Source organism: Enterobacter sp. PL_is379, from assembly GCF_055817355.1.
The window spans coordinates 228,528-245,076 of the sequence record NZ_JBVPGT010000031.1 but is presented as its reverse complement, the minus strand read 5'-3'; the positions used below and the strand labels follow the sequence as shown (position 1 = coordinate 245,076).

The 16,549-nt window shown below is 54.7% G+C and carries 18 protein-coding genes; 7 read left to right on the top strand and 11 right to left on the bottom strand.

Translation table 11 applies throughout. The features are described from left to right. Positions 1–2 precede the first annotated feature (2 nt). Entirely contained in the window at positions 3–551 is a 549-nt protein-coding gene (locus AC0TOY_RS17665) for a flavodoxin family protein (protein WP_032645441.1), read from the bottom strand. Positions 552–741: 190 nt separating this feature from the next. On the opposite strand from AC0TOY_RS17665, the gene AC0TOY_RS17660 reads away from it, so the two are divergent. Then, the gene (locus AC0TOY_RS17660) at positions 742–1,134 is read left to right on the top strand and encodes a winged helix-turn-helix transcriptional regulator (protein ID WP_073961475.1); all 393 of its coding nucleotides are present in this window, start codon (positions 742–744) and stop codon (positions 1,132–1,134) included. 15 nt (positions 1,135–1,149) lie between these two features. On the opposite strand, the gene AC0TOY_RS17655 is transcribed toward AC0TOY_RS17660, so the two are convergent. The 7 genes from AC0TOY_RS17655 to AC0TOY_RS17625 all read right to left on the bottom strand — a co-directional run bounded on the left by AC0TOY_RS17655 (position 1,150) and on the right by AC0TOY_RS17625 (position 9,037). Further along, positions 1,150–1,842: an aspartate/glutamate racemase gene (locus AC0TOY_RS17655; protein ID WP_024909311.1), complete on the bottom strand. Its 693-nt coding sequence runs from the start codon at positions 1,840–1,842 to the stop codon at positions 1,150–1,152. Positions 1,843–1,932: 90 nt separating this feature from the next. Continuing rightward, complete coding sequence (gene wzz(fepE) / locus AC0TOY_RS17650; RefSeq protein WP_024909312.1) at positions 1,933–3,057, bottom strand: LPS O-antigen length regulator Wzz(fepE); 1,125 nt, start codon at positions 3,055–3,057, stop codon at positions 1,933–1,935. A gap of 215 nt (positions 3,058–3,272) precedes the next feature. After that, positions 3,273–4,688, bottom strand: a complete 1,416-nt coding sequence (araE, locus tag AC0TOY_RS17645; protein ID WP_024909313.1) for an arabinose-proton symporter AraE — start codon at positions 4,686–4,688, stop codon at positions 3,273–3,275. Positions 4,689–5,001: 313 nt separating this feature from the next. Beyond that, positions 5,002–5,763, bottom strand: coding sequence for a 2-dehydro-3-deoxy-D-gluconate 5-dehydrogenase KduD (gene kduD / locus AC0TOY_RS17640; protein ID WP_048224726.1), 762 nt, complete (start codon positions 5,761–5,763; stop codon positions 5,002–5,004). Positions 5,764–5,826: 63 nt separating this feature from the next. After that, complete coding sequence (gene kduI, locus AC0TOY_RS17635) at positions 5,827–6,663, bottom strand: 5-dehydro-4-deoxy-D-glucuronate isomerase (protein ID WP_045909902.1); 837 nt, start codon at positions 6,661–6,663, stop codon at positions 5,827–5,829. Positions 6,664–6,898: 235 nt separating this feature from the next. Then, the gene (locus tag AC0TOY_RS17630; RefSeq protein ID WP_045415627.1) at positions 6,899–8,077 is read right to left on the bottom strand and encodes an acetyl-CoA C-acetyltransferase; all 1,179 of its coding nucleotides are present in this window, start codon (positions 8,075–8,077) and stop codon (positions 6,899–6,901) included. A 93-nt stretch (positions 8,078–8,170) separates the two neighbouring features. Beyond that, on the bottom strand, positions 8,171–9,037 hold the full coding sequence (locus AC0TOY_RS17625; RefSeq protein WP_045909903.1) for a LysR family transcriptional regulator: 867 nt from the start codon (positions 9,035–9,037) through the stop codon (positions 8,171–8,173). A 104-nt stretch (positions 9,038–9,141) separates the two neighbouring features. Here AC0TOY_RS17625 and AC0TOY_RS17620 point away from each other — a divergent pair, with 104 nt between their 5' ends. Beyond that, the gene (locus tag AC0TOY_RS17620) at positions 9,142–9,603 is read left to right on the top strand and encodes a multidrug/biocide efflux PACE transporter (RefSeq protein ID WP_473722253.1); all 462 of its coding nucleotides are present in this window, start codon (positions 9,142–9,144) and stop codon (positions 9,601–9,603) included. A 119-nt stretch (positions 9,604–9,722) separates the two neighbouring features. Next, the gene (locus tag AC0TOY_RS17615; RefSeq protein WP_473722252.1) at positions 9,723–10,952 is read left to right on the top strand and encodes an amino acid permease; all 1,230 of its coding nucleotides are present in this window, start codon (positions 9,723–9,725) and stop codon (positions 10,950–10,952) included. A gap of 37 nt (positions 10,953–10,989) precedes the next feature. Here AC0TOY_RS17615 and AC0TOY_RS17610 read toward each other — a convergent pair whose 3' ends face one another. Beyond that, complete coding sequence (locus AC0TOY_RS17610) at positions 10,990–11,460, bottom strand: Lrp/AsnC family transcriptional regulator (RefSeq protein ID WP_024909320.1); 471 nt, start codon at positions 11,458–11,460, stop codon at positions 10,990–10,992. 115 nt (positions 11,461–11,575) lie between these two features. Here AC0TOY_RS17610 and AC0TOY_RS17605 point away from each other — a divergent pair, with 115 nt between their 5' ends. Further along, positions 11,576–12,187 carry a LysE family translocator gene (locus AC0TOY_RS17605; RefSeq protein WP_370884450.1) on the top strand — a complete coding sequence of 204 codons (612 nt, stop codon included), beginning with the start codon at positions 11,576–11,578 and terminating at the stop codon, positions 12,185–12,187. Positions 12,188–12,214: 27 nt separating this feature from the next. On the opposite strand, the gene AC0TOY_RS17600 is transcribed toward AC0TOY_RS17605, so the two are convergent. Both AC0TOY_RS17600 and yjdI read right to left on the bottom strand, forming a co-directional pair. After that, positions 12,215–12,487 carry a GNAT family N-acetyltransferase gene (locus AC0TOY_RS17600; RefSeq protein WP_008499687.1) on the bottom strand — a complete coding sequence of 91 codons (273 nt, stop codon included), beginning with the start codon at positions 12,485–12,487 and terminating at the stop codon, positions 12,215–12,217. 10 nt (positions 12,488–12,497) lie between these two features. After that, complete coding sequence (gene yjdI / locus AC0TOY_RS17595) at positions 12,498–12,728, bottom strand: 4Fe-4S mono-cluster protein YjdI (protein ID WP_008499689.1); 231 nt, start codon at positions 12,726–12,728, stop codon at positions 12,498–12,500. Between the two features lie 176 nt (positions 12,729–12,904). Here yjdI and AC0TOY_RS17590 point away from each other — a divergent pair, with 176 nt between their 5' ends. The 3 genes from AC0TOY_RS17590 to AC0TOY_RS17580 all read left to right on the top strand — a co-directional run bounded on the left by AC0TOY_RS17590 (position 12,905) and on the right by AC0TOY_RS17580 (position 16,481). Further along, complete coding sequence (locus AC0TOY_RS17590; RefSeq protein ID WP_370884451.1) at positions 12,905–14,545, top strand: ATP-binding protein; 1,641 nt, start codon at positions 12,905–12,907, stop codon at positions 14,543–14,545. Next, entirely contained in the window at positions 14,529–15,224 is a 696-nt protein-coding gene (locus tag AC0TOY_RS17585; RefSeq protein WP_370884452.1) for a response regulator, read from the top strand. Before AC0TOY_RS17590 ends, AC0TOY_RS17585 begins: the two co-directional genes overlap by 17 nt. Positions 15,225–15,392: 168 nt before the next feature. Next, positions 15,393–16,481 (top strand): ABC transporter substrate-binding protein, encoded by a 1,089-nt coding sequence (locus AC0TOY_RS17580; protein WP_473722251.1) that lies wholly within the window; start codon positions 15,393–15,395, stop codon positions 16,479–16,481. Positions 16,482–16,549 lie beyond the last annotated feature (68 nt).

Here is a 16,549-nt window from a genome sequence, read left to right as displayed (position 1 = left end):
ACTCAGTTAAAACGTTTCGCGATGGCCGCAACACGCTCGCCGAATTTCACAGCGGTTTGCAGATCGCCACTGGCAATGGCGCCAGCATCAGCATCTGATGGAGACTGCACCAGCAAACCGACTGAACCGCCCAGATTATTAATATCCTGACGGGTTGCCGCGAGGGTATTTGACGGCGGTAGCCCCAGGCTCACCCAAATCCCACCGTGCTGAGAGGCCAGCGTTTGCAGGTATTGTAACGACACCTGCTTATCACCGTTCAGGCTGGCGCTGTTGCTGAAGCCCGCGAACACTTTGTCCTGCCAGCTACGCACGAACCAGGCTTTTGAGGTCGCATCAGCGAATTTCTTAAACTGCCACGGTACGCTTCCCATGTAGGTTGGCGCGCCAAAAATAATCGCTCTGGCATCGTTAAGTTTTTGCCAGTCGCTTTCCTGAATATCGCCATTGCTGTCAATGGCGATCAGCTCAGCCTGCGCGCCCTCGGCGACTGTTTCAGCAACGCGTTTGGTGTGGCCGTAGCCAGAATAATAGATAACTACAACGCTCATGATAGTTCTCCTGATGCAATATTGCCTTGTGAGTCAAACGATTAAGACGACTTTAAAATTGCTCTGCGAGCCCGTTGCCATTTTCGGTTCCCTGGTATCAAATAGAAACCTTACGTCGTTTTATACACGCAAACATTCATGGGCGTAAGAAGGCACCTTTATCTCACCTGGTTACCTCGAGGGAACCACCATGACCCAAACAGCAGTTCTGAAAAAGGAGATGCCTCCTTACAACGTGTTCGATGAACGCTGCCCGACCCGCGGCGTGCTGGCGCGTATCGCCGATAAGTGGGCACTGTTAATTCTTGCGCGCCTTGAGAATGGGCCGATGCGCTTTAGTCATCTTCAACGTGATATTCAGCGAATCACCAAAAAGGTGCTGACCCAGTCTTTACGCAAACTGGAACGTGATGGGCTGGTGTCGCGAAAGATATTCGCCACGGTACCTGTAACCGTCGAGTACAGCCTGACGCCGCTTGGCCAGACGTTAACCGAAACGGTGACTGTGCTTGCGCACTGGGTGGAAAATAATATTGATGCCATTGTGGCGGCGCAATCCGCTTATGACGCCGCCAACACGTAAACCTAAACCGGGTGCTCAGGACAACATAAACGCCACGGCATCGGCGGCATGAATTGCAGTGGTATCAAATACCGGGAGAGGGCTTCGCTCGACGGGTACCAGCAAACCAATCTCAGTGCAGCCGAAGATCACCCCTTCGGCCCCCTGCTGCCTAAGTTTATCGATAACGCTGACGTAATACGCGCGGGAAGCTTCGCTGAAGGTACCGAGGCAGAGCTCGTCAAAGATAATCTGATTGATGCGCGCCCGATCTTCTTCATCCGGGATCAGGCTTTCTATCCCAAATTCACTGTGCAAACGTCCACGATAAAAATCCTGCTCCATGGTGTAGCGTGTACCCAAAAGCGCTACGCGGCGCATTCCGGATGCCGCAATCGCACGCCCGGTCGCGTCCGCGATATGCAGAAACGGCAGCGAGCAGCGGTCTTCAATATGCGACGCCACTTTGTGCATGGTATTGGTACAAAGCACTATCCCCCTGGCGCCGGCGCGCTCCAGTCCCAGCGCCGCCTGAGCCAGGATCTCTCCGGCTTTATCCCACTCACCGCTCGACTGGCAGGCTTCGATTTCATGGAAATCAACGCTGTGCAGCAGCAGACTTGCGGAGTGCAGACCACCCAGACGCTGCTTTACCCCTTCATTAATCAGGCGGTAATAAGGGATTGTCGATTCCCAGCTCATACCACCTAACAGGCCGATCGTTTTCATCATCCCTCCTTATCTTTGGTCTCTTTTTTTAACACAACCGATGCACATAAAAAAAGGCGCTCTATTCAGCGCCTTTTTAAACTGCAGATTTTATTTCGCCACCGGCTCTGGCGGCGAAGTACGGGTGTGCATCGCCTCGCGCAGTAACACGCTACCGCAGGCAAACAGGCCCCCAAGAAGCGCCGCCAGAACGACAATCAGAGCCTTGCCCGGGCCATCCTTTTTCACCGGCATGGAAGGAGTGAGCTGGTACCGGAATGGCTCAAGTTTAACATCGGCAAAGGAGAGATTTTTCAGCTGTGCCAGGTAGTATTCCCGGTTCTGAAAGTCCGCATTCAGTTCAGTCACGTCCTTCAGATTTTTTTCAATCTTCAGTTTTTGCGCGATACCGTCAGCACCGAGCGCAACGGAATAATCCGGGTCATCCTTTACGGCCTGCCCGTTGCTGTAGACCGGCTTCTTGATACCGGCGGCATTCGCCACTTCCAGGGAATAATTCAGTCGCTGCAGGTTGGTATTGTGAACATTGGTCAGACGAACACGATCCAGTTCCAGCTGCTGCTCAACAACGTTCGTTTTCAGGGCGATCTGGTTGCGGATATTCTGCACCGTCTCTTTTTCGACGATAGCCACGATATAATTGATATACCCCTCCAAAACGGTTTGCGCATCGCCTGCTGTTGGCGCAGTGAAGCTCAATGTCCAGGAGACAAAAGGCACTTTATCCGCGCCTTTTCCCTGATCGTCATTCACCGCTTTCATTCTGTCTGAGATGTTGACTATCGCACGATGCAGATCGAGCGGATCCACCTCAACACCTTTAAGCTGCGATATCACATAAGGAGAGGATTTCATGTACTCTTCGAGCAATGACTGCGACTGAAACTTTTTAATAAAGAGATCAAAAATTTCTGGACGGGTAATTTTCACGTCCACGTCAAGCACCTGCAGCGCAACCAGCATCTGGCGCAGCGGATTCCACTGCGACTGTTCTGCCGGGGTGATCACCGCTTTACTGGTCCATTTCTGCGGCAGTAAAAATGAAACGGCCAGCCCCACCAGCGCGAAAGCAAAGACGATGGCGACGATACGTTTTTTCGCCGCCAGAAGGACCTCAAAAAGTCCCAGAAGATCGATCTCTTTTGCGCTTACAGCCGGGCCGGCATAACGGGGAAAGTCGAGGTCCGTGCTTTTTTTGAAATCCATTTCTGACATAGTGATTCTTCTTTTTCCGGATGCAACGCATCTCTTAACATTGATGGCGGTGTTCCGATAATACATCAACATAAGAAAAATCCTAATGCCTGTTCCCTCTCTGTGTCTACTCCCTACCAGAGTTAGTGGTGATCTTAGTCACATTTTTATTGTGATTAAGCCACCTTTCCCTTTCCAGTTGCGGCACGTATTAAAACCTTCGGACGGGCAAAAAATCACCCGCCGATGTTCCGCAGTTTCTCTCCAGCCATCAGCTTGCGCTCGATGTGTTCCAGCGTCACGCCTTTGGTTTCCGGGATCAGCCAGAACGTGACGCCAATAAATGCCACATTCAGTACCGTATAGAGCCAGAACGTTCCCGCTGCGCCAATCGCGTCCAGCAGCGTCAGGAACGTCGCACCGATGATCATGTTCGATACCCAGTTGGTTGTCGTGGAACAGGTGATGCCAAAGTCACGGCATTTGAGCGGCTGAATTTCGGAGCACAGGATCCACACCACCGGCGCGGCGCTCATCGCGTAGCCAGCGATGCACATCATGGTCATCCCGACAGAAAGCCAGGAAAGTCCGCTTGACGCCGTGCCGTTATCAAATTGCATCAGGCAGTAACCGAGGATCAGCGTGCCGAGCGCCATCACGCTAAAGCCAATCTTCAGCGCAGGTTTACGGCCGGCTTTGTCCACGGTGAATACGGCAATAAAGGTGGCGAACATGAAGGTCAGCCCGACCACCAGGGTGGCGATCATCTGCTGTTCCGTGGTGGTGAACCCGGCCATTTTAAAAATACGCGGCGCGTAGTACATGATGATGTTCATGCCGGTGAACTGCTGCATCGCCTGCAGCAACATGCCGAGGAAGACCGCCCGGCGCACGTTGCGGTTGATCTTAAATAGCGCCCAGCCACCCTGCTTCAGCTTCAGGCTTTCGCGGATCTCGTTCAGCTCTTCGCGCGCTTTCTCCGAGGTATCGCGCAGCATGCGCAGGACCTCTTCTGCCTCCACGTGGCGCCCTTTTTGCGCCAGCCAGCGCGGACTGTTCGGCAGGAAAATCACTAAGACAATCAGCACCACCGCTGGCAGCGCCAGCACGCCGAGCATTGCGCGCCAGTTGCCGCTGTAGCTGAAGTAGGTGTCAGACAGGAACGCCAGCACGATACCCAGCGTGACCATCAGTTGATACATGCTGATCATCTTGCCGCGCACGTTCTCACTCGCCATTTCGGAGAGATAAAGCGGCGCGGTGTAGGAGGCAATCCCCACCGCCACGCCCAGCAGCACGCGGGAAAGCAGCAGCACCTCTACGTTTGTCGCAAACGCGGAGCCGATCGAACCCGCGACGAACAGGATCGCCCCGACCATCAGGCTGTATTTGCGCCCCAGGCGGAACGATAGCCAGCCGTTAAATAGTGCCCCGATGGCCGCGCCGAGCATCATGCTGCTCACCACCCACTCCTGCAGACGGTTACTGAGGGTAAAGTGATCGGTAATAAAGGGCAGCGCTCCGGCAATGACGCCGATATCCAGTCCAAATAACAGGCCCGCCACGGCGGCGGCAATGGAGACAAACTGGTTCATGCGCCGGGTATCACGCAGCGCAGCGGGCATTAGGGTAGAGTCATTGATAGATGTCATATTTTTCCTGCCTCAACAGCAAAATTCGTTAACTGAAATTACGAGAAAGCGAGGAAAAGTGTCAGGCGGGAATTCGTGAAGATATGGATTATTTCGCTATGGCATCACGATCTGTGATGGACATTACAATTTCAACTAATGCTGAAATCGCACCGTTTTTTATTAATTACCTAATATTTAAGCAATAAAACTGTGATACGCATCATTTATGAATTTTCAGTATGGATTTTTCATCTTATGTCATATGGATAATGGTAATTTTTAGCCAAAAAAAACCTCCACCCGAGGGCAGAGGTTCGTCATGCAGGTGGAATTAACGTGCCAGCCAGCCGCCATCGACCGCCACGGTGTAGCCGTTGATATAGTCCGATGCCGACGAGGCCAGAAAGACCACCGGCCCCATCAGATCGCGCGGAAGCCCCCAGCGCCCCGCCGGAATGCGGTCGAGGATTTCCGCGCTGCGCTGCTCGTCTGCACGCAGCTGCTGGGTGTTGTTGGTCGCCATGTAGCCCGGCGCAATGGCATTCACATTGATGTTGTGTTTCGCCCACTCATTTGCCAGAAGGCGGGTCACGCCCATCACGGCGCTTTTGGACGCGGTGTAAGACGGCACGCGGATACCGCCCTGGAACGAGAGCATGGAGGCAATATTCACGATCTTGCCGCCGTTCCCCTGCGCGATAAAGTGCTTTGCCGCCGCCTGGGACATGAAAAATACGCTCTTGATGTTCAAATCCATTACGTCATCCCAGTCGCGTTCGCTGAAGTTGATCGCATCTTCACGGCGAATCAGCCCGGCGTTGTTGACCAGAATGTCGATATGGCCGAATTCCGCCACCGCGCGATCCAGCAGTTCAGGAATGGCATCGATTTTACGCAGGTCGGCGGTCAGGCTCAGGAAACGGCGACCCAGCGCCGTCACGCGTTCGATGGTTTCCGTCGGTTCAACGATATTAATCCCGACGATATCGCAGCCCGCTTCCGCCAGGCCTAACGCCATCCCCTGACCCAGCCCGGTGTCACATCCGGAAACCACCGCCACTTTCCCCTGCAGAGAGAATGCATCCAGAATCATGTTTATTCCTTACTCTTTCAGAGCCTGTCACTCACAGGCAGGTTTTTGCTTCACCGCCCGCGACTAGCGCAGATCGCTGACCGCAACATGGTCCATATCATCAAAGACCTGGTTTTCGCCCACCATTCCCCAGATAAAGGTGTAGGCTTTTGTCCCAACGCCGGAGTGAATAGACCAGCTCGGCGAAATCACCGCCTGCTCGTTGTGCATCACGATATGGCGCGTTTCCTGCGGCTGTCCCATCATGTGGAACACACAGGCGTCCTCATCCATGTTGAAGTAGAAGTAGACTTCCATGCGGCGCTCGTGGGTATGGCACGGCATGGTGTTCCACAGATTCCCTGGCGCAAGCTCGGTCAACCCCATGCTGAGCTGACAGGTCTCCAGCACGTCCGGCACGAAGTATTTATTGATGGTGCGGCGGTTGCTGGTGAGGTTGTCGCCCAGCGTCACGGGCGCGACGTCTGCCGTGGTCACTTTTTTGGTTGGACAGGTGGTGTGAGCCGGCGCGCAGTTGTAGTAAAACTTCGCAGGCTTGCTGGCGTCGATGCTGGCAAAGACCACGTCTTTCGCCCCTTTACCTACGTACAGTGCCTCGCGATGGCCAATCTCATAGCACTGTCCGTCTACGGTGATGGTGCCCGGTCCGCCAATGTTAATCACCCCCAGCTCGCGACGCTCGAGGAAATAATTCACGCCCAGCTGTTTACCGACCTCGCCGCCCACGGAGACGGTTTTCGTGACGGGCATAATGCCGCCCACAATAATGCGGTCGATATGGCTGTAAACCATGGTGTACCTGTCGGCCTCGAATATCTGCTCGACTAAAAATGCCTTGCGCAGCCCCTGAGTATCCAGCGTTTTGGCGTGCGCGCTGTGGATGCTTTCTCTGACGTCCACGGTAACCTCCAGATGTGGTCATGCCCGAAGGCGGGAAGTAAAACGAAACAGCGTTCCGTTTTTCATAATAAGCACATACTATCGGCATAAAGTGAGCTTTTCAATTACATTTAAAACAACGTTTCATTTTTTATTTTTGTTTATAACGGAATTGATGTTCGGATCACAATTAAACCGACGGGAGAAAAAGGGCACAAAAAAACCTCCCGGAGGAGGTCTTTTCAATGAGGAAAGGTTAGCGTTCGATGGCCAGCGCCACCCCTTGCCCGCCGCCGATACAGAGCGTGGCAATCCCTTTGCGGGCATTGCGCTTTTTCATTTCGTGGACCAGCGAAACCAGGATCCGGCAGCCGGACGCCCCGATCGGGTGCCCCAGCGCGATCGCCCCACCGTTCACGTTAACCCGAAGCGGATCCCACTCCAGCATTTTTCCGACGGAAATCGCCTGTGCGGCATAGGCTTCGTTCACTTCGATCAGATCCACATCTGAAAGCTGCCACCCCGCACGCTCCAGACAGCGACGGGTGGCGTAGACCGGCGCGATCCCCATTAGCGCTGGATCAACCCCCACGCTGGCGAATGCCTTAATGCGGGCCAGCACGGGAAGATCGAGTTCGAGGGCTTTGCTTTCGCTCATCATCATGACGGCGGCAGCGCCGTCGTTAATGGAAGAGGCGTTTCCCGCCGTCACCGAGCCCTGCATTTCAAAAGCAGGATTCAACCTGGCCAGCCCTTCAGCGCTGGCGTCGGTGCGCGGCTGTTCATCGGTATCTACAACCATCACCTCGCCGTTCTGACGCAGCGCGCTGACTGGGACAATTTCGTCTCGAAAACGACCGGAATCGATCGCCGCACGCGCTTTTTGCTGCGAGCTCAGCGCATAGGCGTCCTGCACCTCACGGCTGATACCGTACTCGCGCGCCAGATTTTCCGCCGTCACGCCCATATGATAGTCATTGAAGGCATCCCACAGGCCGTCATGCACCAGGCTGTCGAGCAGCTGACTGTTGCCCAGCTGTGCGCCGGTGCGGCTGTCGGTCAACACGTGCGGCGCGCGGCTCATATTCTCCTGCCCGCCCGCAATGATCACGTCCGCCTCACCACACTGGATGGCCTGCGTCGCGAGATGCAGCGCTTTTAATCCTGAACCACAGACGTCGTTGATGGTGATAGCGGAGACGGTATTGGGCAGCCCGCCCTTCAGCGCCGCCTGACGCGCAGGGTTTTGCCCGGCACCGGCCGTGAGGACCTGTCCCAGAATCACCTCGTCAACTTCATGTGCTGCGATCCCGCTACGTTCCACCAGCGCTTTCACCACCACGCTCCCCAGGTCAACCGCCGAGTGACGCGCAAGCGCTCCCTGAAAACAGCCGATAGCTGTACGCAACGCACCCACTATTACGACATCTTTCATCACGACCTCTGTGTTAAATGACATGACGATAGTAGAGGATTGTTACTGGCAATTATCTTAATTGTTTAAAAATAGTGAGTTTAATCACAAGGATCAGCGTGCATCCTGCAGATACTGCCGCAGCCAGCTTCCGGCAACGCCGGGAGGGGATCGTTTATTCCACAGCAGATCGATGCCGATCGCCCGCGGCCAGCCGGGAACATTGAGCTGTACCAGGGATTTCGCGGCGGCAAACTCATCCACCAGCGCGCACGGCAAGACGCACCAGCCAAACCCCTGTACCGCCATACTCAAGAGTAACAGGTAATTCGGGGCTGACCAGACGGGCCCGCGCGCGATCTCCGCCTCGCGCTCAAGATAGGTGCTCAGCCGCAGCTCTCGCCAGCCGTGCAGCTCGTCACGCTGAACGTCATGTTGTCCGGCGAGCGGATGCGTAGTCGCGACATAGATCGCCATGCGGGTCTGCATCGGCAGCCGGATAGCGCCGATATCCGTAGGATAACCGTCTCGCGCCTCGGTGAGGCCAATCTGCGCGCGCTCCTTTTGCAGCAGATCGATCACGTCCTCCTCCTCGCCAATCAGACATTCGAATTCCGTATGGGGAAAGCGCGCGTCAAACTGTTTCATCATCTCTTCCAGCACGTCCGGGTTGAGGGTATCAGAAAGGACAAACGTCAGACGCGCCTCCGTTTGCGCCGATAGCGACACCGCCAGCTCATCCAGCCGCGTGCTGGCGGCGAGAATAGCCTGCACATAGCCCAACACCTGTTCCCCCTGGGCCGTTAACACCGGCTGGCGTGCCGAGCGGTCAAACAGCTCGAAGCCCAGATCGGCTTCAAGATGGGCAATGGACGTGCTGACCGTCGACTGGCTTTTACGCAGCCGGCGTGCAGCCGCAGAGAAAGAGCCTGCCGCAACGGTCTCGACAAACGCGGTAAGGGCTTCGGGTGAATAGCGCATAACCTATCTACTTTAGCGATGGATACTATCTTTAATATATCAGCTTTAGCGATGAAAATAGGCCACATCAACGCCGATACCGGCGAATAACGAGGTCTATCGCTATGCAACATCAGGATGAACTCCAACGTAAACTGCCGGAGCGGATCTTTCATGCTGTCTGTTTTGAAGGGATCGCGACGGCGATCCTCGCCCCTACGGCGGCGTGGCTCATGCAGCGTTCCGTGGTGGAAATGGGTGGGTTGACCATTATTCTGGCGACCACCGCCATGCTGTGGAACATTATTTATAACTTCGGCTTCGACCGTTTCTGGCCCGTTCAGCGCGTCAAACGTACGGCAAAAGTGCGTGCGTTGCATGCGCTGGGGTTCGAATGCGGGTTTATTGTGATCGGCGTGTCGATTGTCGCCGCCGTACTGGGCGTCACCCTGCTGCAGGCATTCACACTGGAAATAGGTTTCTTCCTGTTCTTCCTGCCGTACACCATGTTCTATAACTGGGCGTACGATTGCCTTCGCGAGAAATTTCTTAAGCGCCGCCAGCAACGACGCGCCCTGGCAGGCTAAACGCCTTCTGGCCGGACGTCCGTTCCGGCCAAACGCCTTCGAAGCAACTGCGCTCTCCGTGCATAACTATGGTAAATTGCACTCCATTCTGATGGTTTGATAGTTGATACGTTGCTCTAATGTCGAAAATTTGGTCAAAAGATGAGACTCTCTGGAGTTTCGCTCTCTACGGCACGGCCGTGGGCGCAGGAACGCTCTTCCTGCCCATTCAGCTGGGCTCCGCAGGCGCAATCGTCCTGTTTATTACTGCCCTCGTGGCCTACCCCTTAACCTACTGGCCGCACAAAGCGCTGGCGCAATTTATCCTCTCGTCAAAAACGAAAGGCAACGAAGGGATCACCGGCGCCGTTTCGCACTATTACGGCCGGAAGATCGGCAACCTGATCACCACGCTCTATTTCATCGCCTTCTTTGTGGTGGTGCAGATTTATGCGGTGGCCATCACCAACTCACTCACGGAACAGCTGGCAAAACACCTGACGGTGGATACCGCCGTTCGCGTGCTGGTCAGCCTGGGGGTGGTGCTGGTCCTGAATCTGATCTTCCTGATGGGACGGCATATCACGATAAAAGTGATGGGCTTCCTGGTGTTTCCGCTGATTGCCTACTTCCTTTTTGTCTCGCTCTATCTGATCGGCAGCTGGCAACCTTCGCTGCTGACCAGCCAGATGGCCGTCGATCGCCATACGCTGCACCAGGTCTGGATTTCGATTCCGGTGATGGTGTTTGCGTTCAGCCATACCCCGATTATCTCCACATTTGCCGTTGACCGTCGCGAGAAATTTGCCGACGGCGCAATGGATAAATGCAAGAAAATCATGAAGGTGGCGTACCTGATTATCTGCCTGAGCGTGCTGTTCTTTGTCTTCAGCTGCCTGCTCTCTATTCCGCCGTCGTACATTGTGACCGCCAAAGAGCAAGGGGTGACGATCCTGTCCGCGCTGTCGATGATGCCTTCTTCACCGGCGTGGCTGGGTATTTCCGGGATTATCGTGGCGATTATTGCGATGTCGAAATCGTTCCTCGGCACCTATTTTGGGGTGATTGAAGGGGCAACGGAAATCGTGAAGTCGTCGCTCAATCAGGTGGGCGTGAAAAAGAGCCGCGCCTTTAACCGCGCGATATCCATTATGGGGGTGTCGTTAATCACCTTTGCCGTCTGCTGCATTAACCCGAACGCCATTTCGATGATTTACGCCATCAGCGGCCCGCTTATCGCCATGATCCTGTTTATCATGCCGACGCTGTCGACGTATCTGATCCCCTCCCTGAAACAGTACCGTTCCATTGGCAACCTGCTGACGCTGATCGTCGGGGTGCTGTGCGTGTCGGTGATGTTTGTCGGCTAATCTCCTTTGATGCCCGGCGCTCTGCCGGGCATGTCATTTAGTCTCGTCCCGTGACGTCCAGCGGAAAAGGTCTGTCCTGCACCACCGTTTTCATCACCAGCGTAGAGCGAAGATGCTGCACGCCAGGCATGGCGGAAAGCTTCTCGTCATAGAGCTTCTGGAAAGCGGAGAGGTCGCGGGTCACGACGTGCATCAGATAATCGGGATCGCCAAACAGACGCTGCGCCAGCACGATCTGCGGAATTTCCTCCACCGCCGCTTCAAACGCGCTAACCGCCTTTCGGTCCCCCTCTTTCAGCGTCGCAAAGACGATCGCCAGGAAGTTAAACCCCATTTTAGCCGGATCCAGGCTGGCACGGTATCCCGTTATGGCCCCGCTTTGCTCCAGCGCCCGCACGCGTCGATGGCACGGTGAGAGGCTCAGATTCACTCTTTCAGCCAGCTCGGTAAGGGATAAGCGGCCATCTGACTGTAGCTCAGCAAGAATTTTTCGATCGATGCTATCCATGTGGAAGATTTTCTCAATTTAACCGTGTTATGAGCATAACATTGAAAGCCTATTTCGCAGGGTTAACGATATTCTTTTTCGCAACGTTTGACGCACTGCGGGAGTTTTCAGGACGATGGAAATGAGTATTGTGGCCGGCTTTTGGGTGGTTTCTTTTCTGCTTATCATGACCCCGGGGGCCGACTGGGCCTACGCCATTAGCGCCGGGATTAACGGGCGACGCGTGGTACCGGCGGTGATGGGGCTGATGTCCGGGCATCTGTTAGCCACGCTGATTGTGGTGGCTGGCGTGGGGGTCGTGATTGCTCAACATCCGCTGGCGTTGACCGGGCTGACCGTGGCTGGCGCTCTGTATCTCATGTGGCTTGGCATAATGTTGCTGCGTCACCCTGCCGCACCGGAAAAGGCCACCCACCACGCGGGAAGCTGGAAACAGTGGGCGGTGAAAGGACTCTGCATTAGCGGCCTAAACCCAAAAGTGTTTTTACTGTTCCTGGCGCTGCTTCCTCAGTTTACGGACCCGACCGGAAGCTGGTCGATAGCGATGCAGATGTCCGCGCTTGGGATGATGCACCTTATCACCTGTACGCTGGTCTATCTGCTGGTGGGGTATGGTTCGAAAGCGGTACTGGCGACCCGACCACAGGCGGCGCGTCTGGTAAGCATGGCATCAGGAGGGATCATGGTGCTGATCGCGATGGTATTGCTTTTTGAGCAGGTGAGATAAAAAAACACCGGCCATCGCCGGTGTTATTTACGCCCGAATATCGTCATATTCCCGCGTTTTATCAAACTCATGTTTCGCGAACGGGCACAGCGGAATAATTTTGCGGTTCTCACCGCGCATCTTCTCCACCACTTTTGCCACCAACTGTTTACCGACCCCCTGCCCTTTCAGGCTCTCATCCACATCGGTATGCTCAATGATGCTCAGGTGCTCGCCGGTCGGCACGAAGACAATCTCCGCGACCTGATTACCGTTCGCATCATTCACGTAAAACTTGTTATGGCCTTCCAGAATATCCATGGTTCCTCGCTTATTTTTGGCGATACTTCAGCGCACCGCTCGGGCAGGTATCAATCACGCGGACAACCGTTTCAACGTCCACTTCATCGGGAATAATCCACGGTTTACGTTTCAGATTAAACAGCTTTGCGCTGCCACGCACGCAGTTACCGGAGTGTTTGCAGATCCCGGTGTTGAAGTAAACGTCAATTTTCTCGCCGGTATAGGCCCGGTAACCCGCATCCAGAAGCTCTTTATCCATGACATTGCCTCTATAATTATTATCGTGCTGAATGAAGAATAGCCTGACGGGATCCTGATGGCTATAACGCCGAAAACGAAAAGCCAGGTCACAACTCTTTTCTCGCCAGATTGCGTCCACTACTGGCGCATGTCAGGCTCGGCAAATGTCACTTTTACATAACTTCCGCAGGTTGAATGAAACGCAGACTCTCTTTTCAGGTAAAGCTGTTTTTAGCGCTGGTGTGCTTCTCCTGCCTGCTGTTAGTTCTGCTCGGAACAATCCTGTTTCATTTTATTGACCGACAGCTCCATCACGATCTCGGCCAGCGCGCCCGGGTTCAGGCCAGCCAGATCGCGCTGATGCCGGGTCTGGCGGCAATGGTTGCGGCCAGAGATATCCCCGGTATCGCCCGGTTAATTCAGCCGCTGCGCGCCGAAAGCGATGCCAGCTACATTGTGATTGGCGATACCGAGGAACAGCACCTCTATCATTCGGAATCCCCGGAGCGTATTAATTTACCGATGATCGGCGGGGACAATGCGGAGGTGTTAAAGGGTAAAACCATTATTTCCGTGCGTCAGGGTGGGATTGGCGTGTCGCTACGCAGCAAAGCCCCCATCTTCAACGCGCAGCACCAGGTGATCGGTATTGTCTCGGTCGGCTATCTGACCTCCTATATAGCCAATATTAATGCCCGCATTCTCTGGCAGTCCGGGCTGTACGGCGCGGGTCTTCTTCTGCTGCTGTTTATGTTCTCCTGGCTGTTTACTCGCAATCTCAAAAAACAGATGTTCCGACTGGAGCCGAAAGATATCGCTCAGCTGGTTTTGCAGCAGCGCGCGCTATTAGAAGCCATGTATGAGGGGGTATTTGCCGTCAATGAAGAGAAGCAGCTGATTTTAATTAACCGCGCCGCACGAGAAATGCTGGATATTCGGCAAAGTGAGAAAGAACTTATCGGCAAACCGCTGGAAGACGTTCTGCAGACGTCGCCGGGCTTTTTATCCCAGCGCTACGCCTCGGTGAGCAGTGGTAGCCACGACCAGATTGCCGTGCTGAACCAGCGGGAGGTGATCGTCAACCGCGTCGCGATTGAGGTCGAACCGGGCGTTGAAAGCGGCTGGGTGTACAGCTTTCGCGACAAAAATGACATTAACACGCTCAGCAGCCAGCTCAGTCAGATCAAGCGCTATGCGGATAACCTGCGCATTATGCGCCACGAGCAGCTGAACTGGACCGCCACACTGGTGGGATTACTGCAGATGAAACACTATGACGAGGCGATCCGTTACATCCAGGTACAGTCCGAAGGCGCGCAGCGCGTGCTGGATTTTGTCTCCGCCCGCTTTTCCTCTCCCGCGCTGTGTGGTCTGCTGTTAGGAAAATACGTCAGCGCGCGCGAGAAAGGGATCGAGCTGTTGTTTGACCCCGCCTGCCAGCTCACCCGCATGCCTGCCACGCTCAACGAAACGGAGCTGATGTCGGTTATTGGTAATCTGCTGGATAACGCGGTGGACGCGACCCTTAAGGCACCGGTACCCGCGCCGGTGGAGCTCTACATTTCTGACCGTAACCAGGAGCTGCTGATCGAGGTGGCTGACCGGGGCTGCGGGGTGGAGGATGCGATGAAGCCGCATATATTCCGCCAGGGATTCAGCAGCAAACCGGACAGCGAAAACGACATTGTGGGTACCGAGCACGGTATTGGCCTGTTTCTGGTGGCAGGATATATCGACAAGGCCGGCGGCAGTATTGAGATTGCCGACAACACGCCACAAGGGACTATTTTTTCTGTGTTTATTCCGAATGGGCAAAAGCATGACCCGAGCACTTGATGTTGTGATCGTTGAAGATGAGCCGCACCTGGCGGAGCTACATCGCGAGTATATCGAGCAGAATTTTCATTTGCGCGTGGTGGGCATCGCCGCGTCGATTGAGCAGGCATGCCGCCTGATTCGTCAGCATCAGCCGCGGCTTATCCTGCTGGACAACTATCTTCCGGACGGTAAAGGCGTGGAGCTCATCGATAACCCGCTGCTGAAAAGCTACGAATGCTCGGTGATCTTCATCACCGCCGCCAGCGATATGCAAACCTGCAGCCACGCCATGCGCAGCGGCGCGTTTGACTACCTCATCAAGCCCGTCTTTTTCCAGCGCCTGCACGCCTCGCTGGAGCGGTTTATGCGCTTCATCCACACCGTGCAGCAGGTGAAGGTGGTCGACCAGCATGCGCTGGATCGCCTGTTTAATCTGCCTGCCGCGGAGTCCTCAGCTACGCCGTCCACGAAGGGTATTGAGCCCCAGACGCTGGAACGCATTAAACGCCTGTTCGCCGAACATCCCGACAATGCGATGTCGGTTGAGGAGGTGGTGGAAAACGTGGGGATCAGCAAAACCACGGGGCGCCGCTATCTTGAATACTGCGTGGAGAGCGGGTTTATCAGCGTCGAAATGCTGTATGGCAATATTGGTCATCCACGCCGGTTATACCGCAAAGCCCCTGATAAACCGTAATCCAGAACCGTTCGTAAGCTAACGTTCGCGGATTTTATGGTGTTAATTGCTGAAACGACGGCGACAATCACACTTCGGAATCATTCCCCGCTCCCCCCTATTGTGGGTGGAGCCCGATACGCTATGTTGACAATTAGTTCCTCAAATGTAACTAAAAGGTTAACTATAATGTCGAACACGTTCCGAATTTCTCTGCTTACCGCTACTGTACTGTTCTCTGCTTCTGCACTCTCTACCCTGCCGCAGGGGTATCCTGCTGAGTATCAAAAAGTTGTTGATGCCGCCACGAAAGAAGGCAAGGTTGTCATCTATTCCACCACCGACATCAAAGCCGCCGGACCGCTGATCCAGGGCTTCGAAAAAACCTACCCGGGCATTAAAGTCGAATACAACGACATGAACAGCACCGAGCTGTACAACCGTTTCATCAGCGAACAGGCTTCCGGCGGCGTGAGCGGTGACGTGGTCTGGAGCTCCTCGATGGACACCGGCCTGAAGCTCGCCACCGACTACGCCATGGAGTACAAATCTCCGGAGCAAAGCCAGCTGCCGAAATGGGCGGTCTGGAAAGATAAGGCCTACGGCACCACCTATGAGCCGGTGGTCTTTATCTACAACAAGCGTCTGATCCCGGCCGGTGACGTGCCGGATTCTCACGCCGCGCTGGCGAAGCTGATTGCCAGCCAGACGGACAAATTCAAGAACAAAGTCACCACCTACGACATCGAAAAATCGGGTCTGGGCTTTATGCTCTCGGTACAGGATCACAGCGCCGATCCAAACTACTTTAAGACCCTGGCCGACGTCGCCAAAGGTGGCCTGTCGGTGCAGTCGTCTACCGGCACCATGATGGAGCGCGTCTCCTCCGGTGAAAACCTGATTGGCTTCAATATCCTCGGTTCCTATGCGGAAGCACGTGCGAAGAACGATCCGTCGCTCGGCATCTCCTATCCAAAAGATTACACCCTGGTGCTGTCGCGCGTGTCGTTCATCAGCCAGCAGGCGCAAAACGGCAACGCTGCGAAACTGTGGCTGGACTACGTGCTGTCTGAACAAGGGCAAAACATTCTGGCCAATCAGGCGGACATCCCCTCCATTCGTAACGATATCGAAGGCAAGAATGATATCGACGGCCTGACAAAAATCCTCGGCAACGCGCTGAAGCCGATCCCGGTTGATGAAACCCTGCTGGAATACCTGCAGCCGAAAAAACGCCTCGAGTACATCAAAGAGTGGCGTACCGCCGCCGGTAAATAAGCATCTGAGCGCGGCGTTGGCCGCCGCGCTTCCTTATCGACTGAGTTCGTTTTTCTGGGCTGCAATAC